We start from the raw sequence: 22,284 nt of genomic DNA on the forward strand, positions 1-22,284 counted from the left end.
TCACCTCGGCCCGAGGGAGGTCCGTATCCGTTCCAGGAGCCCGTCGCGCGGGCCGGAACCGGAGCGCCGGACGGCGTCGGCCACGTACGGCAGGAGCAGGCCGCCCACGGTCCTGCCGAAGAGCTCGGCATCGTCCTCGAGGGCGTTGGGGGCATGGTCGCGCGCCATCGCGCGCAGCACCTCGTCCAGGACGTCCGCCACGTCGCCGGCCTCGCCCAGCAGCCGGGCGGAGACGGCGGCGCCGTCCGCGCAGCGGCCGTGGCCGTCCTGCGTCAGGTGCCGCAGCTCGTGCCCCACGGCGACCACCTGCTGCACGCCGGTCGTGCGGCGCTCCACGAGAACCAGATCGCCCTCCTCGCGGACCAGCGCCAGTCCGGTGATCGTGCCGGGAGGGAAGTCGACGAACCTCAGGTCGACGGGCCGCCCGCCGCGCATCCGGCTCATGGCGCGGCACATCTCCTCGCACAGCCGCCGGGAGGGCACCGGCCCGCCGAGCTGGGCGGTGACGGCGCCGGCGAGTCGCCTCGCCGCCCGCCTCGTGCTCCAGGACGCGTTCACGGCCGCGGCCCCTCCCCGTCGAGAGCGAGATGGAAACGGATGATGGCGGCGAGACGCTCCCTCTGACGCCGGGTGAGGAGGGACCCGCCGGCGCGGGCGTGGACCTCCCGGATGCCGAACTCCTCCATGAGCTCGGCCAGGGGGTCGCTCTCCAGCTCGCCGAGGACCGGGCCGAGCTCCCGCGCCAGGGCGTCGGCGGCGGAATCGGTGAAGAACGCCACCGGAACCCCGAAGTACGTCGACAGCGCCTTGAGGTGCCGCACGTTGGGACACTTCTCGCCGTGCAGCAACTGGCGGGCCCAGACCCTGGACACGCCCAGCCGGGCCGCCACCTCACCGGTGATCGAGGCCTTCTTCCCGTCCTCGCCCCCATGGCGCCTGGCGTACAGGAACGCCACCCGGTTGCGGATGCTCTCCTCCGTCTCGGGCTCCCGCGGCCTCCTGCCCCCGAGGAGGGCGCGGACCTCGCGCGCGGTCAGACCGGTGGCGGCCGACAGCTCGTCCGGTTTCAGGACGTCCTCACGGGCGAGCCCCCTGTCCTCCAGAAGCTCGTCCAGGCGTCCGAGGAGGACGCGCAGGGAGTCATGGGGGTCGGTCCCGGTCACCGGTGCGCTCCAGCCTGTCGTCATGGACTACCGGCCGAGACTACTTCCTGACACACGGTCAGGGCCACCCGGGTGAAACGATCGTTTCCCGGATCGCAACGATCGTTGGCCCTGGGGAGCCCCCGGCCCGCGATGGCGCCGCCGGCGGCCTCCGCCCGCCGCCGGACCCGGAACCTCTCGAGACGCGCCGGCCCCCGGCGGCACCCGACCGGACGAACGCGCCGCACCGCGGATCCCGCCGGCCGCGCCCCGCTCCCCCGCGGAACCGCCGACCGCGACCGCGCCCCCGACGCCTTCGTCCCGATGTATTCATTTTCATGAGGGTTTGCCGGAAACATCGGCAGGGAAGAGCACAGAGCAGCCCCAGGAGGACGACGAGGCGACTGGGAGAGACACATGGGCATTCGGACGTGGATCACGTCGTGGCCGGTCTACCGGCAACTGACCGGTGACGACCCGCTGGGCCGGGGCACGGCCGCGCAGTCCCCCCGTTCGGCGGCCCTGGGCGCCCGCACGACATCCGCCGACCGCACGGCGCACTCGGTCTGCCCGTACTGCGCCGTCGGCTGCGCGCAGAAGGTGTACGTCAAGGACGGGCGGGTCCTCCAGATCGAGGGCAACCCCGACAGCCCCGTCTCGCGCGGCCGGCTCTGCCCCAAGGGCTCGGCGAGCAAGCAGCTGGTCACCGGGCCGCAGCGCGAGCGGAAGGTGCTCTACCGGGCGCCGTACGCCACCGAGTGGCGCGAACTGGACCTCGACACGGCCATGGACATGGTCACCGACCGGGTGCTCCGGGCCCGCCGCAAGGGCTGGCAGGAGACCGACGCCCACGGCAACCGCCTGCGCCGGACCATGGGAATCGCCGGACTGGGCGGGGCCACCCTCGACAACGAGGAGAACTACCTGATCAAAAAACTCTTCACCGCTCTCGGCGCGGTGCAGCTCGAGAACCAGGCCCGTATTTGACACTCCGCCACCGTTCCCGGTCTGGGAACCTCATTCGGCCGCGGCGGAGCGACGGACTTCCAGCAGGACCTCGTCAACTCCGACTGCATCGTCATCATGGGCTCGAACATGGCCGAGTGCCATCCGGTCGGCTTCCAGTGGGTCACCGAGGCCAAGGCCCGCGGAGCGAAGGTGCTCCACATCGACCCGCGGTTCACCCGCACCAGCGCCCTGGCCGACCGGCACGTGCCGCTGCGCGCCGGCAGCGACATCGCCTTCCTCGGCGGCGTGATCAACTACATCCTCTCCCGTGAACTGGACTTCCGGGAGTACGTGCTCGCCTACACCAACGCCTCCTTCCTCGTCAGCGAGGACTACCGGGACACCGAGGACCTCGACGGCCTGTTCAGCGGCTACGACCCCGAGACGGCCTCGTACGACCCGGCGACCTGGCAGTACGAGAGCACCCGGTCGGCCGCCCGCGACAGCGCCCGGCCCGGCGAGCGCAAGGAGCAGGCGTCGGCCTACGAGCACGGCGCCCGCGGGCCGGAACTGAACGGGGCGGCCGGGGACATCGCCGCGGACCCGACACTGCGGCACCCGCGATGCGTCTACCAGATCCTCAAACGGCACTACGCCCGCTACACCCCGGAAATGGTGGAGGCGGTCTGCGGCACACCGAAGGAGCACTTCCTGCGCGTGTGCGAGGCGTGGACGGCCAACTCCGGCCGCGAGCGCACCACGGCACTGGTCTACAGCGTGGGCTGGACCCAGCACAGCACCGGAGCCCAGTACATCCGCGCCGCCTCCATCATCCAGCTGCTGCTGGGCAACATCGGCCGCCCCGGCGGCGGCGTCTTCGCCCTGCGCGGCCACGCCAGCATCCAGGGGTCGACCGACATCCCGACCCTTTTCAACCTGCTGCCGGGATACCTGCCGATGCCCTCGGCCCCCACCACCCCGGACCTCGCGAGCTACATCGAGCACATCCGCGCCGACCGGCAGAAGGGGTTCTGGCACAAGGCCGACGCCTACATCGTCTCCCTGCTCAAGGAGTACTGGGGCGACGCGGCGACACCGGAGAACGACTTCTGCTTCGATCACCTGCCGCGCATCGACGGCGACCACGGCACCTACCGCACCGTGATGGACATGATCGACGGAAAGGTGTTCGGCTACTTCCTGCTCGGCCAGAACCCGGCCGTCGGATCGGCGCACGGAAAGCTGCAGCGCCTGGGCATGGCCAACCTGGACTGGATGGTCGTACGCGACCTGGTGATGATCGAGAGCGCCACCTTCTGGAAGGACTCCCCCGAGGTCGAGACCGGCGAGATCGTCCCCGAGCGGTGCCGCACCGAGGTGTTCTTCTTCCCCGCCGCCTCGCACGTCGAGAAGGAGGGCACCTTCACCCAGACCCAGCGGATGCTGCAATGGCGCGAGAAAGCCGTCGAACCGGCCGGCGACCAGCGCTCGGACCTGTGGTTCTTCTACCACCTGGGACGCCGGATCAAGGAGCGGCTGGCGGACTCCACCGACGAGCGCGACCGCCCCCTGCTGGACCTCGCCTGGGACTACGAGACCCTGGACGGCGACGAGCCGTCCGCCGACCACGTGCTGCGGCGCATCAACGGCCACGACCTGACCACCGGCCGCGTCGTCGACAGCTACCTCGACCTCAAGGCCGACGGAACGACCTCGTGCGGCTGCTGGATCTACAGCGGCGTGTACGCGGGCGGGGTCAACCAGGCGGCGCGCCGCAAACCACGGCAGGAGCAGAACCTGTACGCCCTGGAGTGGGGCTGGGTCTGGCCGCTCAACCGGCGCGTCCTGTACAACCGGGCCTCGGCCGACCCCCAGGGCCGCCCCTGGAGCGAACGCAAGGCCCTGGTGTGGTGGGACGAGGAGCGCGGGGAGTGGACCGGACACGACGTGCCGGACTTCGAACTGCGCAAACCCCCCTCCTACGTCCCCCCGCCGGGCGCGGTCGGACCCGAGGCCCTCCACGGCGACGACCCGTTCATCATGCAGGCGGACGGCAAGGGCTGGCTGTTCGCCCCCTCCGGCCTGGTGGACGGCCCGCTGCCGACCCACTACGAACCCCACGAGTCGCCGGTGCGCAACCCGCTCCACAAACAGCAGGGCAACCCGACACGGAAGGTCTACGGCCGCCCGGACAACCCCTCCAACCCGGCACCGCCCGAGACCCACGGCGAGGTCTTCCCCTACGTCCTCACCACCGCCCGGCTCACCGAGCACCACACCGCCGGCGGCATGAGCCGCTGGGTGCCGTACCTGTCGGAACTGCAGCCGTACCTGTTCGTCGAGGTCTCCCCGGAACTGGCACGCGACCGTGGCCTGGAGCACCTGGGCTGGGCGCACGTCGTCACCGGCCGGACCGCGGTCGACGCCCGCGTCGTGGTCACCGACCGGATGAAACCGCTGCGGCTGGGAGACCGGGTGATCCACCAGGTGTGGCTGCCCTACCACTGGGGCGGTTCGGGACTGGTCACCGGAGACGTGGTGAACGACCTGTTCGGCGTCGTACTGGAACCCAACGTGCTCATCCAGGAGACCAAGGCCACCACCTGCGACGTCAGGCCCGGACGCCGCCCCCGGGGCCGGGAACTGCTCGACTACGTCGAGGACTTCCGGCGACGCGCCGGGATCACCGTCGAGACCGGCACACGCGTGGCCACCGCGGGCGGCCCCGGCGGGATCGCCCACACCGAACCGGCGGAAGGGCCGGCCGACCCGCGACGACCGCAGGAGGACACGTGACGTCCCGCCACAGCCTGTTCGGGCCCCTGGAGGACGTGGCGGCCGACGCCGGCCACACCGGACACCCCCCGCGCGTGGGGTTCTTCACCGACACCTCGGTCTGCATCGGCTGCAAGGCGTGCGAGGTGGCGTGCAAGGAGTGGAACCTCGTCCCCGACGACGGCCTCAACGTGCTGGGGATGTCGTTCGACAACACCGGCATGCTCGGCGCCGACAGCTGGCGGCACGTCGCCTTCGTCGAGCAGGACCTCCCGCTCGGAGGCCAGGACGCGGGCCTCTCCGGACTGCCCACCGGCCCCTCGGGGAGCGGAGAGCAGGCGGAGGCGGCGGCAGCGGGGGTACGCGGCACCGAACGCGGCGGAGGCGAACTGGGCACCGGCCCGGTGGACCTCGGCATGCCCGCGCTCCAGCGGCCCGGCGACGCCACCGGCGCGGAGACCCGGACGGACTTCCGCTGGCTGATGATGTCGGACGTGTGCAAGCACTGCACCCACGCCGGCTGCCTGGACGTCTGCCCCACGGGCGCGCTGTTCCGCACCGAGTTCGGCACCGTCGTCGTCCAGCAGGACATCTGCAACGGATGCGGCTACTGCGTCTCGGGATGCCCCTTCGGGGTCATCGACCGCCGCCACGGCGACGGCCGCGCACAGAAGTGCACACTGTGCTACGACCGCCTGCGCGACGGTATGGAACCGGCCTGCGCGAAGGCCTGCCCCACCGACTCCATCCAGTTCGGCCCGCTGGACGAACTCCGCGAGCGGGCCCGGCTCCGGGTGGAGCGGCTGCGCGCGGACGGCGTCACCGAGGCGCGCCTGTACGGCGACGACCCCGACGACGGAATCGGCGGCGCCGGAGCGTTCTTCCTGCTGCTGGACGACCCGGAGGTGTACGGCCTGCCGCCCGACCCGGTGGTGCCCACACGCGACCTGGGCGCGATGTGGAAGTACGCCGCGATCGCGGCCGGGGCACTGGCCGCCGCGGCCGTCTCGGCCTTCACGGGAGGACGCGAGCGATGACCGGAACCCCCGGGGACCGCGACCGGCGGCAGGAACCGCTGCCGCGCGAACCGCTCAGCGACAGCGGCGCGCGCGACCGCCTGGCACGGATGTTCACCGGCGAACGCGACGACGGCCGAAGAGGGAACGGCGGACACCGCGAGCAGCCGGCCGTGCCCGAGGCGCGGTTCCGTTCCTACTACGGCCGCGCCGTGCTCAAGACGCCCGTGTGGGACTGGAAGATCCCCGCGTACTTCTTCACCGGCGGCCTGTCCGCCGGTTCGGCCCTGCTCGCCGCGGGCGCGGACCTGACCGCGCGGCCCGCCCTGCGCCGGGCCTGCCGGATCGGCGCCCTGGCGACGGTGGGAGCCAGCACCTACCTCCTCGTCGCCGACCTCGGGCGGCCCGAGCGGTTCCACCACATGCTGCGGGTGGCCAAGCCCACGTCACCCATGAGCGTGGGCACCTGGATCCTGTCCGCCTACGGCTCGGCGGCCGCGCTCGCCGCCGCGGGCGACCTGATGCCGCGGCGGCTGCGCCGCACGCCCGCCGGCCGGCTGGCCGCCGCGGCCGGCCGCCCCGCGACCCTGGCGTCGGCGGCCCTGGCGCCCCCGCTCGCCTCCTACACCGCGGTACTGCTGTCGCAGACGGCGGTGCCGGCATGGCACGAGGCGCACCCGTACCTGCCCTTCGTCTTCACCGGTTCGGCGGCAGCGGCCGCGGGCGGCCTGGGGATGGCACTCGCCCCGGTCCACCAGGCGGCGCCCGCACGCCGGTTCGCGGTGTGCGGAGCCGCTCTGGAACTCCTCTCCTCCCGGCGAATGGAGGCACGGCTGGGCCTGGCCGGCGAAGCGTACGGCACGGGCCGGGCACACCGGCTCCGGAAGGCGTCGGAGTACCTCACCGCCGCCGGCCTGGCCGGCACCGTCCTGCTGGCGGCACGCGGCCGCGCCGCCGCGGCGGCCTGCGGTCTCGCCCTGATGGCGGGCGGCCTGCTGCAGCGCCTCGGCGTCTTCGAGGCCGGTGTCGCCTCGGCCCGCGACCCGAAGTACGTCACCGTCCCCCAGCGGCAGCGCCTCGAGGAGGGACAGCCGGTCCGCCACGACGGCCGGTGACACCGCTTCCTCCGCTCCGGCGGAGGAAGCCCGGCGGCCCGCCGACGGCGAACCTCCTCGTCCCGCGTCACCCGACTGCTCACGGTCTCGTCCACCGACGCGCGGGCCGGCTCCGTCGCGGCAGCCGCGACGTTCTCGGCCCCCGCTCGCCATGCCTCGCCGAACTCCCTCATGCGCCGTCGCTCCTCCGCCACGCGCCCCGGTGCCGTGACCGCATTCCCGGGCATACGACGCCGCCCCGCGACCGCCGTCCAACGCGTCGCCGCGGGGGGCCGGGGCCCGGGACCGGCCACGCTCAGCCACCCTCGGAGGCGCCCCGCCGACGGGTGACGGCCAGGAGCGCGGCATCGTCCTCCAGCGCTCCTCCGGTGTGCCGGACCAGGTCGGCGAGGAGGACGTCCAGGACCGCGCCGGGCTCCGCGGGGAGAGGACGGGACAGGAACGGCACGGGATCGTAGAAGACGCCCCGGCGGTCGCGGGCCTCCACCACACCGTCGGTGAACAGCAGCAGGACCGCGCCGGGCGGCAGGGGATACCGGTCGACCGGCGCCTGCGCGCCCCCCAGGTCGCCCAGCCCCAGAGGCAGGGACGGAACGGACGGGTCCAGCGGACGGACCCGCCCCCGGTGGAGGAGGAGCGGCGCGGGATGCCCCAGATTGACCACGCTCAGCTCGCCGCCGTCGGCGGGAACGTCGACGACGACGGCGGTGGCGAAGGACTCCGCTCCCCCCTCCTCCTCGGCGTTGAGCCGCTGCATGCGCTCCTCCAGACGGCCGACCACCTCGGGCAGACCGGGCAGATGGACGGCGACCTCGTGGAAGGTCCCCAGCAGCCCGTTGACGGTCCGGACCGCGTTCAGCCCCTTGCCCCGCACGTCGGCGATCATCAGCCGGACGCTGTGGGGAGCGGAGAGGATGGCGTAGAGGTCCCCGCCGATCGCGGCCTCCCTGGCGGCGGCCCGGTACCGGACGGCCACGTCCAGCGGCCCGACCCGCTCCGGGGGCGTGGGGAGCACGGCACGCTGGACGGCCTCGGCGACCTCGCGGGCGTCCTTCAGCCGCTGCCGGTCGCGGGCCATCACCCGGTTGAGGAGCGCGGCCAGGACGGTCAGGACGGTGATGCTCGTGAAAGGCACGGCGTGGGCGGACGAGAACAGGTCCCCGCCGCTCGCGTGGCGCAGGACCACCCCGACCGCCAGGGCCGCCGCACCGGTGGCGATCGTGCCGGCCAGGGAGTGGACGGGAACGGCCAGCACGGGTGCGGCCGCCAGCAGCGGGAACACATTGGTCCCCAACGGGATGAGGACGTCGATGACGACCGCGGCGAGGACGACCGCGGCGGGCAGGAAGGAGGGCCAGGACCTCTGGCCGCCCGGGTGCGTGCGGTCGCGTGTCATTCCCTGCTTCCCCTGCTCCTGGTCCGGTCGTGGAGGGCGCCGGGTTCCAGTCTCCGCCGCATCCCGTCCCGCGGCGACCGGAGCACCCGCCGTGCGCGTCCCCCCCGTGCCGGCACGGGGAGACGCCGCAGGGCGGAGCGGCGGCGGCCGTGAGCCCGGCCTCGCCCGCCGCTCCGCCCGCGGACCCGTCCGGCCCCCGCCGTCCCGGGCCGCCTCCCGCCCGGAGAGCCCGCCAGGGCCTCGGTCAGGCGCCCACGTAGGCCGCGAGATGCTCGCCGGTGAGCGTGGAGCGGGCGGCGACGAGATCGGCGGGGGTGCCCTCGAAGACGATCCGGCCCCCGTCGTGGCCGGCGCCGGGACCGAGGTCGATGATCCAGTCGGCGTGCGCCATGACCGCCTGGTGGTGCTCGACGACGATGACCGACCCGCCGGAGTCGACCAGCCGGTCCAGGAGACCGAGCAACTGCTCCACATCGGCGAGGTGGAGGCCGGCGGTCGGCTCGTCGAGCACGTAGACGAGCCGGTCGCCGCCCTTCTCGGCCATGTGCGCGGCCAGCTTCAGCCGCTGCCGCTCGCCGCCGGAGAGCGTGGTCAGCGGCTGGCCGAGAGTCAGGTAGCCGAGCCCGGCGTCGGCGAGCCGGCCGAGGATGCGGTGCGCGGCCGGGATGCGCGCCTCGCCGGCACCGAAGAACTCCCCGGCCTCGGCCACCGACATCGCCAGCACCTCGCCGATGTCCTTGCCACCGAGCCGGTACTCCAGCACCGATGCCTGGAACCGCCTCCCCTCGCAGTCCTCGCAAGTGGTGGCGGTACCGGCCATCATCCCCAGGTCGGTGTAGACGACACCGGCCCCGTTGCAGGCGGGGCAGGCGCCCTCGGAGTTGGAGCTGAACAGCGCCGGCTTCACACCGTTGGCCTTGGCGAACGCCTTGCGGATCGGGTCGAGCAGCCCGGTGTAGGTCGCCGGGTTGCTCCGCCTGGAGCCGCGGATGGGCGCCTGGTCCACCGACACCACCCCGGCCGAGGCCGGAATGGAGCCGTGGACGAGGGAACTCTTGCCGGAGCCGGCGACACCGGTGACGGCGACGAGCACCCCGAGCGGGATGTCGACGTCGACGCCCCGCAGGTTGTGCGCCGTGGCGCCGCGGATCGGAAGCGTTCCGGTGGGCCTCCGCACCGTCTCCTTGAGCGCGGCCCGGTCGTCGAGGTGGCGGCCGGTGACGGTGCCGCTGGCCCGCAGCCCCTCGACGGTGCCCTCGAAGCAGACGGCGCCCCCCGCCGTGCCGGCACCGGGACCGAGGTCGACGACGTGGTCGGCGATCTCGATCGTCTGCGGCTTGTGCTCCACGACCAGCACCGTGTTGCCCTTGTCCCGCAGCCGCAGCAGCAGACCGTTCATCCGCTGGATGTCATGGGGGTGCAGGCCGACGGTCGGCTCGTCGAAGACGTAGGTCACGTCGGTGAGCGAGGAACCGAGGTGGCGGACCATCTTGACGCGCTGCGCCTCACCGCCCGAGAGAGTGCCCGCCGGCCGGTCGAGCGAGAGGTAGCCCAGACCGATCTCCTCGAACGAGTCGAGGGTCCGCCGCAGTGCGGCGAGCAGCGGCGCCACCCCGGAGAACTCCCCGCCCGCAGAGCCCTGGGAGGACTTCCCGAGGCCGCGGACCCATGCGGCCAGGTCGCGGATCTCCATCGCGCAGGCGTCGGCTATGGAGATCCCCTCGATCTTCGACGACCGGGCCGCCTCGCTGAGCCGGGTGCCCTCGCACTCGGGACAGGCGGTGAAGGTGACGGCCCGCTCCACGAACGCCCGGACGTGCGGCTGCATCGCCTCCTTGTCCTTGGACAGGAACGACTTCCGGATCTTGGGGATCAGTCCCTCGTAGGTGAGGTTCACGCCCTCGACCTTCACCTTGGTCGGCTCCCGGTGGAGGAAGTCGTGCATCTCCTCCTCGGTGAACTCGCGGATCGGCTTGTCCGGGTCGAGGAAGCCCGACTCGGCGTAGAGCCGCACGGTCCAGAAGCTGTCCGACTTCCAGCCGGGGATGGTGAACGCGCCCTCGGCGATCGACTTGGAGTCGTCGTAGAGCTGGGTGGGGTCGATGTCGGAGACCGTGCCCCGGCCCTCGCAGCGCGTGCACATGCCACCGGTGCGGCTGTAGGTCGCCTTCACCGCCTTCTGGGCGCCGCGCTCGACGGTGATCGCACCGCTCGCCCGGACCGAGGGAACGTTGAAGGCGAACGCGCTGGGCGGTCCGATGTGCGGCTGCCCGAGCCGGCTGAAGAGGATGCGCAGCATGGCATTGGCATCGGTGGCGGTGCCGACGGTGGACCGCGGATCGGCCCCCAACCGCTGCTGGTCGACGACGATGGCGGTCGTCAGCCCTTCGAGTACGTCGACTTCGGGACGCGTCTGCGTCGGCATGAAACCCTGGACGAAGGCGCTGTAGGTCTCGTTGATCAGCCGCTGGGACTCCGCGGCGATCGTGTCGAACACCAGCGAGCTCTTGCCCGAACCGGAGACACCCGTGAAGACCGTCAGCCGGCGCTTGGGAATCTCGACGCTGACGTCCTTGAGGTTGTTCTCGCGTGCGCCGTGCACACGGATCAGGTCGTGGCTGTCGGCCGCGTGCGGCGCGGATGTCCGCGCGTCCGTGCTCATGCCCGTGCTCATGGTGTCTCCAAAAACCGAAAGAGTGGTTCCGATGTGTTCAACAGCCGTACATGGCCGGTGACCTGGCGGACGGTACGCGGACGCGGTGCCCGTGCCGTCCTGCGCCGCCCCTCGGGGCTCCCGCCCGAGGGCCGGCCGCGGCAACGTGACACCGCGCGAGGCGCGAAGGACCCCGGACACCCGGGCCCGGCTCCGTCCCCGTGATCGGCAGCGGCCCGGGCCGTCCGGGCCGGATGCGGCCCGCCGAGGCGCGAAACGCGCCGACAGGACAACGCCCACCGCACCGCACCGGACATCACCGCCGACGGGACTGGACGAAGCGCAGCATGTTGCCGGAAGGATCACGAAAGGCGCAGTCGCGCACGCCGTAGGGCTGGTCGACCGGCTCCTGCAAGACCCCGCCCCCGGCGGCGAGGACACGCTCGAAGGTGGCGTCGCAGTCGTCGGTCGAGAAGATGACGCCACGCAACAGGCCCTTCGCCAGCAGCTCGGCCATGGCCTGCTTGTCGGCGGGGGAGGCGTTCGGGTCCGCGACGGGAGGCTCGAGGACGATGTCCACGTCGGGCTGTGACGGTGCGCCGACGGTCACCCAGCGCATCCCCTCGAACTCGACGTCGTTGCGCACCTCCAGCCCCAGAGCGTCCCGGTAGAAGGCGAGTGCCTGGTCGTGGTCGTCGACGGCGATGAAGCACTGCGAAAGCTTGATGCCCATGTGCTTCACGCTACGGGCGGGGACACCGGTTTCGCTTCTCCGTTCCTGACCGGTCGCGTGTGGATCTTGGCGACGCAGGCCGGGACGGCGGCACCCTCCTCATGGCGGCGGGCCCGGTACGCACTCGGGCTCTCGCCGACCAGCTCGGTGAACCGAGAGCTGAACGACCCCAGAGATGTACAGCCGACCGCGAAGCAGACCTCCGTCACCGTCAGATCGCCTTTTCGCAGCAGCGCCTTGGCCCGCTCGATCCGGCGTGTCATCAAGTAGCTGTACGGCGTCTCCCCGAAGGCGGCGCGGAAGCTGCGGGAGAAATGGCCGGGCGACATGAGGGCGAAGCGCGCCAGCGCCGGAACGTCGAGCGGCTTCGCGTAATCGCGGTCCATCAGGTCACGGGCCCGGCGCAGCCGGACAAGATCCTCCAACGTCACGTGGCCACCATCCCACAGCACCGGGCACCGCCGCCGCGATTCGGACCCTCTCCAGCCCCTGAACGCTTCCCGGGGAGCCTGGGCGCACCGGGGCGGTCCCACCCGCCCGGGGACGCCGAAGAGGACCCCGGACGGTGCCGAGGCGATCTTCCCCGTCCCGGCGGCGGAGGACACCGGCCCCGGCACCGGCTTCCCCGCCGACCGGCACCCCGGAACCGGAGTGGGCGCACGCGCCCCTCTGCGAGTTCGCCGTGGACAAGTCGGCTGGCCGCCCCCCGCACCGGGCCGGGGGAGCGGCGGCCCCTTGCGGTACCGCGAGGAACACGACGGCGCGGCACCCCGGGGAACACGAAGGGACGGAGCGGTGGCTACGGCGTCTCGCCCGGCCGGGCCACGGTCGGGGCGGCCTGCCGCGGCAGAGTGTCGGCACCGGTGCGGGACTCGCCGGTTTCGGGATTCCGGCGCGGGTCGGAGAGCTGTTCACGCACGTAGTTCCAGGTCACCGCGATCAGCGCGGCAGCCGGTACGGCGAGCAGGCTGCCCACGATGCCGGCCAGGCTGCCGCCCAGCGTCACCGCCAGCAGGACCACCGCCGCGTGCAGTCCAAGCCCGCGGCTCTGGATCATGGGCTGCAGCACATTGCCCTCGACCTGCTGCACCACGACGATGATCACCAGCACGATCAGCGCGTCCGTCAGACCGTTCGACACCAGCGCGATGAGCACCGCGACCAGACCGGCGAACAGCGCACCCACGATCGGCACGAACGCGGACACGAAGGTCAGCACCGCCAGGGGAAGCACCAGCGGCACCCCCAGAACCCACAGGCCGAGGCCGATGAGGACGGCGTCGAGCAGACCGATGAGCGCCTGGGAACGCACGAAAGCACCCAGGGTCTCCCAGCCGCGCGCCGCCACGGCCGGGACGTCGGCGGCGAGCCGACCGGGCAGCTGACGGGCGAGCCACGGCAGGAACCGCGGGCCGTCCTTGAGGAAGAAGAACATCAGGAAGAGAGCCAGGACGGCGGTGACCACGCCGTTGACCACGGTACTCACCCCGGTGAAGACAGCGGTGACCATGCTGCCCATGCTGTCCTGGATGCGGGCGACCGCGGTGTCGAAGGCACCCGCGATCTGCTCGTCGTCGATGTTCAGCGGCGGCCCGGCGGCCCACTCGCGCAACCTCTGAATGCCTTCTACCACACCGGCGGTCAGCTCACCGGACTGGGACGCCACCGGCACCGCGATCAGCGCCACGGTGCCCGCGGCGGCCAGCAGGAACAGCACGGTCACGGCTGACGCGGCCAGGGTGGGCCCCCACCCGTGCCGACGTAGAAAACGGGCCGGAGGCCAGGTCAGCGTCGTGAGGAACAGGGCGACTACGAGCGGCCAGACGACCGACCACATCCGGCCCAGGACCCACAGAGTCACCCCCACCATCACGAACACCAACAGCAACTCGGCGGAGGTACGTGCCGATGCGCGGAGCGCGGCGCGGGTTCTCGTGGAACTCAACGTGGCAGACATGGGGTCACCCTATGAGAACTCGCCGCCAAAGATCATCGGAAGGCTGTTCATGATGTGATCACACGTCACCACGTCACGAGCCGGGCGGGAGCGGGCGAGCGACCACACCCCGAACAGGCCGTCAGACGCTTGCCCGGCCGGTGCCCGTCCGTCCGCGCGGCCGCACTGTCCGAGGAGCCGTACGGCTCGGCCGGCGGGGGAGATCCGCCGACGCCGTGGCGCTCGCCGGAACCCGGCGGGGGAAGCATGACCACCGGAGCCCGGACCGTGACGCCCACACGGTCCTCCTCGTCCTCCGTGCGATCGTGCAGGGCACTTCCCGACGGCTGCGACGCGGACCCGACGTGACATGAAATGACGGAGCCGTACCGGAGCACCAGGAGGCCGCCGCGGTCCGTCCGGAACCGGACCACCGGGCCCGACGGGACGCGGGGCGGTTCGCCTCGCGGTGTGCGACCATCGCCGAATGACCGACCAGCATTCCCCGCCGCCCGGCATCCTGCCCGCAGGCGTGAACCGCGGATCGGCCATGGCGGCGCTGGCCGCGCTCCTGGACCGCTCGGTCGAGCAGATCGCGGAGGCCGCGGCGGACGCCCGCCGCTACGACCGGGAAGCGATCCGTGCGGCATCGGACGTGTGGGACAACAACCTCTTCCCGCTGTTCTGGGCCGCGAGCACGGCCAGCGCGGGCAAGCGCGAGCGCCGGGCGCTGACCGCGCTGGAGTGGATGGCCGGTCTCGGCGAGCGGCGGCGCAGGTGGATGATCGAGCAGGCCGCGATCGCGGGATACGAGCTGGAGCCGCTCCTGCCGCCGGCCGAACCGTACAGGCCGGGCCGTGACTACCTCGGACACGTCATGCCGCCGGTGTACCGGCTCACGCGGCAGACCGTGGACGAGCTGGCCCTCGACTACGACCTGGCGACGGCGGCCGTCCGCCACCTTCGAGCAGAGCGCGCCGGTACTCGCCTGACCGCCTTTCTCCAGCTGGCCGTTCCCCGCAGGTACGCCGCCGGAGAGGACACGCCCGCGCAACCCGCCCTGCTGAACGTGACGCTGGAGGGGGTCACCGACACCGTCTTCGACCACTCCGACACGCGGGGAGCCGACCTGGACCCCGGAGCGGACGGGATCGGGATATCCCTGGGAACGGGCGGCCGACTCCGCGCCGCACGCGGCGCATGCCATCCCGACGACAGCTCGTGGCACCTGTCGGCCGCCGGCCGGCGCGCCGACGCGGTCACCCCGCCTCGCACCGACCGGTCGGACCGCCGGCCGCCCGGCGGCGACCTGGGCGCCGACGCGCGGGCCGCCGCCGTCCTCCTGCGCTACGCCATGTGGGAGCTCCGCTCGGTGCGGTACGCCGCCCGCGCCGATCGTGTTCCGGTGCTCGACCTGTGCCGGGCCTTCTCAGGAGCGGGCGGAGCGATCCTGGCCGCGGGAGCACGGCGCGGGGCCCGCCGCCGTGAGGCGGCCTTCCGTGACGTGATCCAGACCTGGGCCGCCCGGGGCGGCCCGGAACTCACCCGCTGGTTCGCCACCGTCCTCAGGGAACACGCGGGCCGCCCGGACATCATCGAGGCGCCCGAGAGCCCCGGGCGAACGCCCCCCTCCCGCACCGACAGCCCGCCCGTGCCCGGCGCGCCCGAGCAGGCAGCCCTCGTCATGGCCGCCTGGACGGCAACGCACACCGGCTACCGGACACACCACCCGGCCGCCGCGCAACTCCACCTCGCCCTGCCGCCCCGCCCCGACGAGCCCCCCTCGGCGCGCTGGCGGCTGCGTACCGTCAGCTGCACCGAGCCCGACGTCTTCCGCCTTCACACCGACGCCTTCCATGGCCCCGGCCCCCTCACCCGGACAGGAAGGCCCACCGCTGCCCGCAGCCTCGACCTGCACCGCGGAGCCCTGCTCGTCACAGCCCGGGACGGCTGGAGCGCCTCGGCCAACTGATGCCCGGCGCGGTGCCCTCACCTGTGCAAGCGGTTTCGCACCGTGCCAGGCGCCCGCGGCAAGGAGCGCGAGCGCCGGAGAGCCGAAGCCCAAGCGGCCGCCGAAACCGCAGCCGCCCCGGCGCGGGCCGCTGCGCCACCTGCTCGGGTGGACCGCGCCGGCCGGGGGATCCAGGCGCTGCTGCCGCCGCACCCGCGACCTCGCCCTGAACGAGCACCCGGCACCGACCGGGTCAGGGGAAGCGGCGGCGAGCCGTGTCGAGTCGTGCCTGAGCCGCCTCCAGGAGTTTGTGGCAGGCGTCCTGCGGGTCCGGGTCCAGGAGGGTGCGCACGGCACGGACGGTGTTCCTCATGTCCTGCGGCAGCTGTTCTCCCATGTGCTCTTCCCTGGCCAGGACCGACAGTTCGGTCTCCCGGCCGTGGTCGTCGGTGCCGCCGGCGAACCGCCGCAGCACGGCCCGCCGGTGGGCGGGTTGGTGTTCGCCGCAGAGCCAGGCGGCCCGCACCCCGCACTACGGCCACCGTGCGGGGTCGTTCTGGTGGAGTCGGGCCGCGGTGCCGGGCAGGGCGCGGGCGGGGGCTTCGATGGTGCGGTGGTGGAAGGCGGTCAGTGATCGCATGCCGGTGGCGGCGTGCTGGGTCAGCGTGGTCTGCGGGGCGGTCCACGGGCTTCCGGCCCGCGTGTGTGGGTGCCGGCGTCCGTCCGGGGTGAGCCCATGAGGGTGGTGTGCGTCATACCGTCGATGCTCGGTCCTTGCCCTGCGGGCGGTCTCGCAGTCACCGCGGGTGAAGGCTCCTCGGGGTGCCCGGTGCGATCCTGCTCTCTCAAAGCACGAAAATCTACTGTTGTCGCGGTAGACATTCGGGGGCGGCGGGGCTATGATTTCTGTCATAGCCGACGGAGTCCGAAAGTGCGCGGCGGAGCAGACACGAACCGCCGCGAGGAGTACCCGACAGAAAAAACCAGCAGAAACCAGCAGAAACCAGCAGAAACCGGCAGAGAGGAGCAGGCGCCATCAGGATCGCCCGGGCGGCCGTCTGGACCGTTCGGATACCGCGGACCCCGGAAATTGGCAGGTGGTCCCCGGTCCCACATCCGCGATCCCCGTTCCCCCGCCCTTCCGGTGGCCGGGCGGACAACAGGAAGCCGGCCCACGACGCCGGCAGATGGTGTTGAAACTCTCGGGGCCCTGGTGCCGTACGGCACCAGGGCCCCTGCGACGCGTCCGACAAGACAAGAGGTGCAGGTGCCCCAGAAGAACCGGCCGAACGCCACCGACAGACTCGACGACGACGACTTCCCCGCCTACACCATGGGCCGCGCCGCGGAGATGATCGGCGCCACCCCCGCTTTCCTGCGCGCCATCGGCGAGGCCGGGCTCATCACCCCTCTACGGTCCGCGGGCGGGCACCGCCGCTACTCCCGCTACCAGCTGCGCATCGCCGCACGGGCCCGCGAACTCGTCGACGCCGGCAACTCGATCGAGGCCGCCTGCCGCATCGTGATTCTCGAGGACCAGCTTGAGGAGGCCCTGCGGATCAACGAGGAGCTGCGCCGGTCGGGGGCCGGCCCCAGCCGGCCCGCCGGCTCCTGACCGAAACGCCCGGGCGGGACCCGCCCGGGCACGGGGGGCCGTCCTGCCCGCGCAGGAACGCTCCGGCCCGCGGAAGCGAATATCTGCTCTCGCGGGCGGAGAAAAACCCCGTCGCTTCATGAGATCTCCGCAGCGCCGTGGAGGAGGCCGAAAAATCCTCGGCCCGCCGCCGCGTTTCCCGTGTTACTGTCGATCTCAGTTGCAGTTGTGGTTCCCAAAGACTTACAAGTGCCCCCACCGGCCTCCTGTGCCGTGGGCGCACTTTCTTGTTTCCGGATGTTTTTCCGGACGGGGCAATCATCGCGGCGACTCGGGGGCCGCGCAGCGCGGTCTCGGACACTGCCCCGTTTAAGGAGACGAACATGGCTACCGGTACCGTGAAGTGGTTCAACGCCGAAAAGGGCTTCGGTTTCATCGAGCAGGACGGCGGCGGCGCCGACGTCTTCGCCCACTACTCGAACATCGCCACCCAGGGCTTCCGCGAGCTTCTGGAGGGCCAGAAGGTGACCTTCGACGTCACCCAGGGCCAGAAGGGCCCGCAGGCGGAGAACATCGTTCCCGCCTGACATCGGCGCTGACGCATACTCCGCAGCTGGGGCCCGCACCTTGGGGTGCGGGCCCCGGCTCGCCGCGTTTCAGGGCGCAGGGCGGGAAGGCCCCACCGCATCAGCGATTGGTGACGTCTTCCCCGCCGGGCCGGCTCGGCCCACATCGTTCTTGGCTCGTTCTCGCGATTCTGCGCCGCTCATTTGCTGCGGAATTCCTTGTTACGCGCCGCATCAAGGAAGGCTCCGCATGAATCGCACACGCACAACCCGCGCACACCACCGCTTCGGCGGAGGGGACGGCGCCAACCGCTCCGGGGGGCTGCGCCGTCCCCAAACGCACGGAAATCGACAGACCGTACAGGGCGAGTTCGCGCTGCCGAAGACGATCACGCCCGCGCTGCCCGCCGTCGAGTCGTTCGCCGACCTCGCCCTGCCGACGCGGTTGCTGGCCGCCCTCGGCCACGAAGGCGTGACCGCACCGTTCCCGATCCAGGCGGCGACCCTGCCGAACTCCCTGGCGGGTCGTGACGTACTGGGCCGGGGCCGCACCGGGTCGGGCAAGACCCTCGCCTTCGGTCTCGCCGTTCTGGCCCGTACCGCGGGGCGGCGCGCCGAGCCACGCCGGCCCCTTGCCCTCATCCTCGTCCCCACCCGTGAGCTCGCCCAGCAGGTCACCGACGCGCTCACTCCGTACGCCCGTTCGGTGGGCCTGCGGCTGGCCGCCGTCGTCGGCGGGATGTCCATCGGCCGGCAGGCCGGTGCGCTGCGCGCCGGGGCGGAGGTGGTCGTCGCGACGCCCGGGCGGCTCAGGGACCTCACCGACCGGGGCGACTGCCGACTGGACGACGTCGGCACCACGGTCCTGGACGAGGCCGACCAGATGGCCGACATGGGCTTCATGCCGCAGGTGACCGCCCTGCTCGATCAGGTGCGTTCCGACGGGCAGCGGATGCTCTTCTCGGCCACCCTGGACCGCAACGTCGACCTGCTGGTCCGCCGCTATCTGAGCGACCCGGTGGTCCACTCCGTCGACCCGTCGGCCGGTGCGGTCACCACCATGGAGCACCACCTACTCCACGTGCACGAGGCGGACAAGCACCGCACGACCACCGAGATCGCGGCACGAGACGGCCGAGTGATCATGTTCTTGGACACCAAGCACGCGGTGGACCGGCTCACCCGGCACCTGCTGAACAGCGGCGTCCGTGCCGCGGCCCTGCACGGCGGCAAGTCCCAGCCGCAGCGGACCCGGACCCTGACCCAGTTCAAGAGCGGGCATGTGACGGTACTGGTGGCGACCAACGTCGCCGCGCGCGGTATCCACGTCGACCACCTCGACCTGGTCGTCAACGTGGACCCGCCCGGCGACCACAAGGACTACCTGCACCGCGGCGGCCGTACCGCCCGCGCCGGCGAGTCCGGCAGCGTCGTCACCCTCGTCCTGCCCGAGCAGCGCCGCGGCATGAGCCGGCTGATGGCCTCGGCCGGAATCACCCCGCGGATCACCCAGGTGCGTCCGGGTGAGGCGGAACTGAGCCGCATCACCGGCGCCCAGGCCCCTTCCGGCATCCCGGTGGTCATCGCCGCGCCGGCCGCGGAACGTCCCCGCCGCGCCTCCTCTTCACCGGGAGGCCGCCGGGGCCGCACCGGCCGGGGCCGGCCCGTCGGCGAAGCGCCGCGCCGCACGGCACAGCGGCAGCGCGTCATCGACTCGGCTGCCTAGAGCCACCGTGAAGCACACCCGGCCCACCCCTTCCCGCAGGAGGCACCTTGACACCGGAGCAGATGCGGCATCGCGCAGCGGATCCCGCCCCCCCAACCATGGTCGACGACATGGACGCGTCCGGACCGCGGGTCTGTGACGACATGACCGTCGAGGTGGCCCTGGCCGTCATGGCGGGTGCCAGCGTCGAGTATCTGACCCTGTGCGACGGGGACGACCGGTGCACGGGCCTGATCACCCGGGCCCGGCTCGCCGTTCTCCGCGACAGTTCCACGTACACGGACCGGATCCGTCTACGGGAAGTCCTCGACGGACCGCTCACCTCGCCCGGCGTCGTCGAGGAGCACGACCGGGCCGCGGACCTCCTCACCCCCGCCCTCTGATCCGCCCCGTCGGCCCGTTCTCCTTCTCTCTGTGAGGCATCATGCGCTGCATCATCGCCCGGTACCCGTTCGACCTGAGCAGGAGCGGGGTGCTGGCCTCGATGAAGGGCGTCAAGCCCGAGCTCATCACGGGTGAGTCCGTCACCATCGGCGGCCGCCGTTACCCCGTCAAGCAAGTGGGCCACGTCATCACCGGACAGGACCGCCGTGACTTCACCAGCGACGAAGTCACCCGGGCCATGGCCCGTCTCGGCTTCACCTGCCACGCCGGCCCCGAGGCCGCGCCCCCGAGCGTCCCCACTGCGCTCCAGACCGCGTCGGCCCTGCTCGGCGGCACCGGCTCCGTGGAGGGCTGAGGCCGGGCGGAAACCGCCATCAGGACGGCAGAGAGGGCCCTGCCCCTGTCGGCAGGGCCCTCTCTGCCACGTCGTCCGCTTCGAAAGTTCCCGGAGAAGCACAGGGGCACGAACGGCGTCACCGGTCGCAGCGGCCCAGTCCGGGGGCGCCCCCTTTTCGTGGGACGGCCCGTGACGGGAACACCGCCGGCGACCCCGTTTCCCTTCAGCGGCCTGGCCTGGACCCGCCCCCGAACGTGCGGGGCGGCACGGGGCGGCTGCCCACCGAGCGGTGAGGGCACGATGCCGCAGTGTCGCCGCCGACGACGGCTCGGGGCAGACGCCATCAGGACCGCCCGGCCCGAGGAATAATCGGCCGGGGTACCGCAAGGCCCCGGAATGAATAATGGTCCCCCCAACTCGCACCGGCGACGGCGCTGGTGCACTGCTCCCCGCACCCGCGGGGATGGTCCCGAGGTGGCGACTGGCAGCGGCGTGATGAGGTACTGCTCCCTGCACCCGCGGGGATGGTTCCTGTCATCGACTCCATCCGGATGCCGACTTCTCTATCCGCTGTTCCTGACCCGGCCCCGAGGGGGGACGGGACGGGGGAGGGCGGGAGGGCGCGGATGGAGGGACCGGGCGGTGCTGTGCTGGGCCCGGAGTCGGCCGGGACCGGGGTGCCGCACCCGTGCAACGCTGGCTGCCGCGTGGCGGCCGGAGAGCGATGACACACGGGGGCAACAGCACGGTGGAGAGGTGGGGCCGTCGTGCTCCCAGGATCATCGGGTAAAGATCATTTCAGCTGCTGCGTGGCTTCGTTCGCTTTGAGGGGCAGCGTTTGTCCGTCGGTTCGGGCGCCGGTCGGCGGTCGGCGGTCGGCGGTACTGAACTTGAATTCGTGATGTTGGTCAGTCGTTGAGAGCCAGGCCGGTGCCGGCGAGGCAGCCGTCGACCACGTCGGGCCGGTACTGGATCTGCTTGAGCCTGCGCTTGACGGCTCGGGTGACCTGGGAGAGGTCGGCGGCCGCGAGGTTGCCGATCTCTCGTTTGACCAACGACCAGATGCCCTCCTGCGGGTTGAGATCGGGTGCGTAGGTGGGCAGCTGGAAGACGGTCAGCCAGTCCGTGTTCTTCTCGATGAACTCCCGCATGCCGCGGGTGAGGTGCAGTCGGACGTTGTCCCAGACCAGCACGATCGGGCCGCCGAGCTGGATGCGGGCCCGCACGAGCAGGCGGCAGAAGTCCTTCCAGCCGAAGCCCTTCGGCTCGTCCTTGCGGCCTCGGTACTCCCGCAGCCCGTAGATCAGCCGCGACCTGGTGCCGGGCTTGAAGCAGCACATGCCCATCATGGACAGGCGGCCACTTCCCCGGCTGCGGACCCTGACCACCGGCGTGCGGCCGATCCGGCCCCAGGTCCGGGCCCGGGGCGGTGTCATCGACTGCCCGGCCTCGTCCTCGAAGGCGATCCACGCGCCCCGGGCCGCCGCCTGTCTTTTACCTGCGGCCAGACCTCCTTCTTCCACAGTTCGACCGCGTCGTCGTCCCGCTCGACCGACCGCCGGGCGGGCTGCTGCCAGGACCAGCCGTGCCGCTTCAGCAGCAACCACGTGCCCTCGATGGTGTACGAGACGTGGAACAGCCGGCCGATCAGCGTCTTGATCCTGGCCAGGGTCCACCGCTGGTCCGGCCACCCGTGCGCGAGCGGACCACGCTCCAGCTCCCGCTCCAGCCGCTCCATCTGGGCCGGCCTCGCCCCGCTCGCGCCAGGACTTGCGCCAGCGCTCCACCGACCGCTCCGACACCCGTAACGCGGTGGCGATCTCCTTGTTCTTCTCCCCGCGCTCGAAGCGTTCCACGGCCTGAAGCCGGACCCGCTCCCGCGCGGCCCTCCCGGCGTCGGTCAGCCCGCCGCCCTGCGCGTATCTCACCCCGCCAGATCTATCGGACCCGACACTCAACTGTCAGGCCGATGGCCCGACATCACCCAATCAAGTTCAGTAGCCTGAATGTTC

The 22,284-nt window shown here is 72.0% G+C and carries 16 protein-coding genes and 2 pseudogenes; 9 read left to right on the forward strand and 9 right to left on the reverse strand.

Annotated features, from left to right (window positions below; genetic code table 11):
• Positions 1-558 carry a toxin-antitoxin system, toxin component gene (locus ABD358_RS27315; RefSeq protein WP_344633839.1) on the reverse strand — a complete coding sequence of 186 codons (558 nt, stop codon included), beginning with the start codon at positions 556-558 and terminating at the stop codon, positions 1-3.
• Entirely contained in the window at positions 555-1,187 is a 633-nt protein-coding gene (locus tag ABD358_RS27320) for a helix-turn-helix domain-containing protein (RefSeq protein ID WP_344633840.1), read from the reverse strand. Before ABD358_RS27320 ends, ABD358_RS27315 begins: the two co-directional genes overlap by 4 nt.
• Before the next feature lie 372 nt (positions 1,188-1,559).
• Here ABD358_RS27320 and fdh point away from each other — a divergent pair.
• The 3 genes and pseudogenes from fdh to nrfD form a co-directional block, all read left to right on the forward strand.
• Positions 1,560-4,799, forward strand: a pseudogene (gene fdh / locus ABD358_RS27325) (formate dehydrogenase); the annotation flags it as partial.
• Between the two features lie 83 nt (positions 4,800-4,882).
• Positions 4,883-5,902, forward strand: a complete 1,020-nt coding sequence (locus ABD358_RS27330) for a 4Fe-4S dicluster domain-containing protein (protein ID WP_344633842.1) — start codon at positions 4,883-4,885, stop codon at positions 5,900-5,902.
• A complete protein-coding gene (nrfD, locus tag ABD358_RS27335) occupies positions 5,899-6,996 on the forward strand; it encodes an NrfD/PsrC family molybdoenzyme membrane anchor subunit (RefSeq protein WP_344633843.1) in 1,098 nt (365 codons plus the stop codon). Before ABD358_RS27330 ends, nrfD begins: the two co-directional genes overlap by 4 nt.
• A 295-nt stretch (positions 6,997-7,291) precedes the next feature.
• Here nrfD and ABD358_RS27340 read toward each other — a convergent pair whose 3' ends face one another.
• From ABD358_RS27340 to ABD358_RS27360, 5 genes are all read right to left on the reverse strand, one after another.
• Positions 7,292-8,392 (reverse strand): PP2C family protein-serine/threonine phosphatase, encoded by a 1,101-nt coding sequence (locus ABD358_RS27340; protein WP_344633844.1) that lies wholly within the window; start codon positions 8,390-8,392, stop codon positions 7,292-7,294.
• Positions 8,393-8,636: 244 nt separating this feature from the next.
• Entirely contained in the window at positions 8,637-11,066 is a 2,430-nt protein-coding gene (locus tag ABD358_RS27345; RefSeq protein WP_344633845.1) for an ATP-binding cassette domain-containing protein, read from the reverse strand.
• Between the two features lie 295 nt (positions 11,067-11,361).
• Positions 11,362-11,778 carry a VOC family protein gene (locus ABD358_RS27350; protein WP_344633846.1) on the reverse strand — a complete coding sequence of 139 codons (417 nt, stop codon included), beginning with the start codon at positions 11,776-11,778 and terminating at the stop codon, positions 11,362-11,364.
• Between the two features lie 5 nt (positions 11,779-11,783).
• On the reverse strand, positions 11,784-12,209 hold the full coding sequence (locus ABD358_RS27355) for a helix-turn-helix domain-containing protein (protein WP_344633847.1): 426 nt from the start codon (positions 12,207-12,209) through the stop codon (positions 11,784-11,786).
• Positions 12,210-12,577: 368 nt separating this feature from the next.
• Positions 12,578-13,735 (reverse strand): AI-2E family transporter, encoded by a 1,158-nt coding sequence (locus ABD358_RS27360; protein ID WP_344633848.1) that lies wholly within the window; start codon positions 13,733-13,735, stop codon positions 12,578-12,580.
• 466 nt (positions 13,736-14,201) lie between these two features.
• Here ABD358_RS27360 and ABD358_RS27365 point away from each other — a divergent pair, with 466 nt between their 5' ends.
• On the forward strand, positions 14,202-15,686 hold the full coding sequence (locus ABD358_RS27365) for a hypothetical protein (protein ID WP_344633849.1): 1,485 nt from the start codon (positions 14,202-14,204) through the stop codon (positions 15,684-15,686).
• A gap of 232 nt (positions 15,687-15,918) precedes the next feature.
• On the opposite strand, the gene ABD358_RS27370 is transcribed toward ABD358_RS27365, so the two are convergent.
• A complete protein-coding gene (locus ABD358_RS27370) occupies positions 15,919-16,191 on the reverse strand; it encodes a hypothetical protein (RefSeq protein WP_344633850.1) in 273 nt (90 codons plus the stop codon).
• A gap of 807 nt (positions 16,192-16,998) precedes the next feature.
• Between ABD358_RS27370 and ABD358_RS27375 the strand changes: the two genes are divergently transcribed.
• The 5 genes from ABD358_RS27375 to ABD358_RS27395 all read left to right on the forward strand — a co-directional run bounded on the left by ABD358_RS27375 (position 16,999) and on the right by ABD358_RS27395 (position 20,290).
• Complete coding sequence (locus tag ABD358_RS27375; RefSeq protein WP_344633858.1) at positions 16,999-17,280, forward strand: helix-turn-helix domain-containing protein; 282 nt, start codon at positions 16,999-17,001, stop codon at positions 17,278-17,280.
• A 362-nt stretch (positions 17,281-17,642) separates the two neighbouring features.
• Positions 17,643-17,846 carry a cold-shock protein gene (locus ABD358_RS27380; protein WP_205037810.1) on the forward strand — a complete coding sequence of 68 codons (204 nt, stop codon included), beginning with the start codon at positions 17,643-17,645 and terminating at the stop codon, positions 17,844-17,846.
• Positions 17,847-18,075: 229 nt separating this feature from the next.
• Positions 18,076-19,551, forward strand: a complete 1,476-nt coding sequence (locus ABD358_RS27385) for a DEAD/DEAH box helicase (RefSeq protein WP_344633851.1) — start codon at positions 18,076-18,078, stop codon at positions 19,549-19,551.
• A 110-nt stretch (positions 19,552-19,661) separates the two neighbouring features.
• Positions 19,662-19,934, forward strand: a complete 273-nt coding sequence (locus tag ABD358_RS27390; RefSeq protein WP_344633852.1) for a CBS domain-containing protein — start codon at positions 19,662-19,664, stop codon at positions 19,932-19,934.
• Between the two features lie 41 nt (positions 19,935-19,975).
• A complete protein-coding gene (locus ABD358_RS27395) occupies positions 19,976-20,290 on the forward strand; it encodes an SCO5918 family protein (RefSeq protein WP_344633853.1) in 315 nt (104 codons plus the stop codon).
• 890 nt (positions 20,291-21,180) lie between these two features.
• Here the strand turns inward: ABD358_RS27395 and ABD358_RS28530 are convergent.
• A pseudogene (locus ABD358_RS28530) lies at positions 21,181-22,200 on the reverse strand (IS630 family transposase).
• Positions 22,201-22,284: the final 84 nt, after the last annotated feature.

The organism is Streptomyces glaucosporus (assembly GCF_039533345.1).
GTDB classification, from domain to species: domain Bacteria; phylum Actinomycetota; class Actinomycetes; order Streptomycetales; family Streptomycetaceae; genus Streptomyces; species Streptomyces glaucosporus.

Coding starts and splice junctions, on each gene's coding strand:
- ABD358_RS27365 (WP_344633849.1), top strand. CDS start 14,202: ATGACCGACCAGCATTCCCCGCCGCCCGGCATCCTGCCCGCAGGCGTG.
- ABD358_RS27390 (WP_344633852.1), top strand. CDS start 19,662: ATGGACGCGTCCGGACCGCGGGTCTGTGACGACATGACCGTCGAGGTG.
- ABD358_RS27360 (WP_344633848.1), bottom strand. CDS start 13,735: ATGTCTGCCACGTTGAGTTCCACGAGAACCCGCGCCGCGCTCCGCGCA.
- ABD358_RS27320 (WP_344633840.1), bottom strand. CDS start 1,187: ATGACGACAGGCTGGAGCGCACCGGTGACCGGGACCGACCCCCATGAC.
- ABD358_RS27345 (WP_344633845.1), bottom strand. CDS start 11,066: ATGAGCACGGGCATGAGCACGGACGCGCGGACATCCGCGCCGCACGCG.
- ABD358_RS27350 (WP_344633846.1), bottom strand. CDS start 11,778: ATGGGCATCAAGCTTTCGCAGTGCTTCATCGCCGTCGACGACCACGAC.
- ABD358_RS27340 (WP_344633844.1), bottom strand. CDS start 8,392: ATGACACGCGACCGCACGCACCCGGGCGGCCAGAGGTCCTGGCCCTCC.
- nrfD (WP_344633843.1), top strand. CDS start 5,899: ATGACCGGAACCCCCGGGGACCGCGACCGGCGGCAGGAACCGCTGCCG.
- ABD358_RS27395 (WP_344633853.1), top strand. CDS start 19,976: ATGCGCTGCATCATCGCCCGGTACCCGTTCGACCTGAGCAGGAGCGGG.
- ABD358_RS27385 (WP_344633851.1), top strand. CDS start 18,076: ATGAATCGCACACGCACAACCCGCGCACACCACCGCTTCGGCGGAGGG.
- ABD358_RS27380 (WP_205037810.1), top strand. CDS start 17,643: ATGGCTACCGGTACCGTGAAGTGGTTCAACGCCGAAAAGGGCTTCGGT.
- ABD358_RS27375 (WP_344633858.1), top strand. CDS start 16,999: ATGGGCCGCGCCGCGGAGATGATCGGCGCCACCCCCGCTTTCCTGCGC.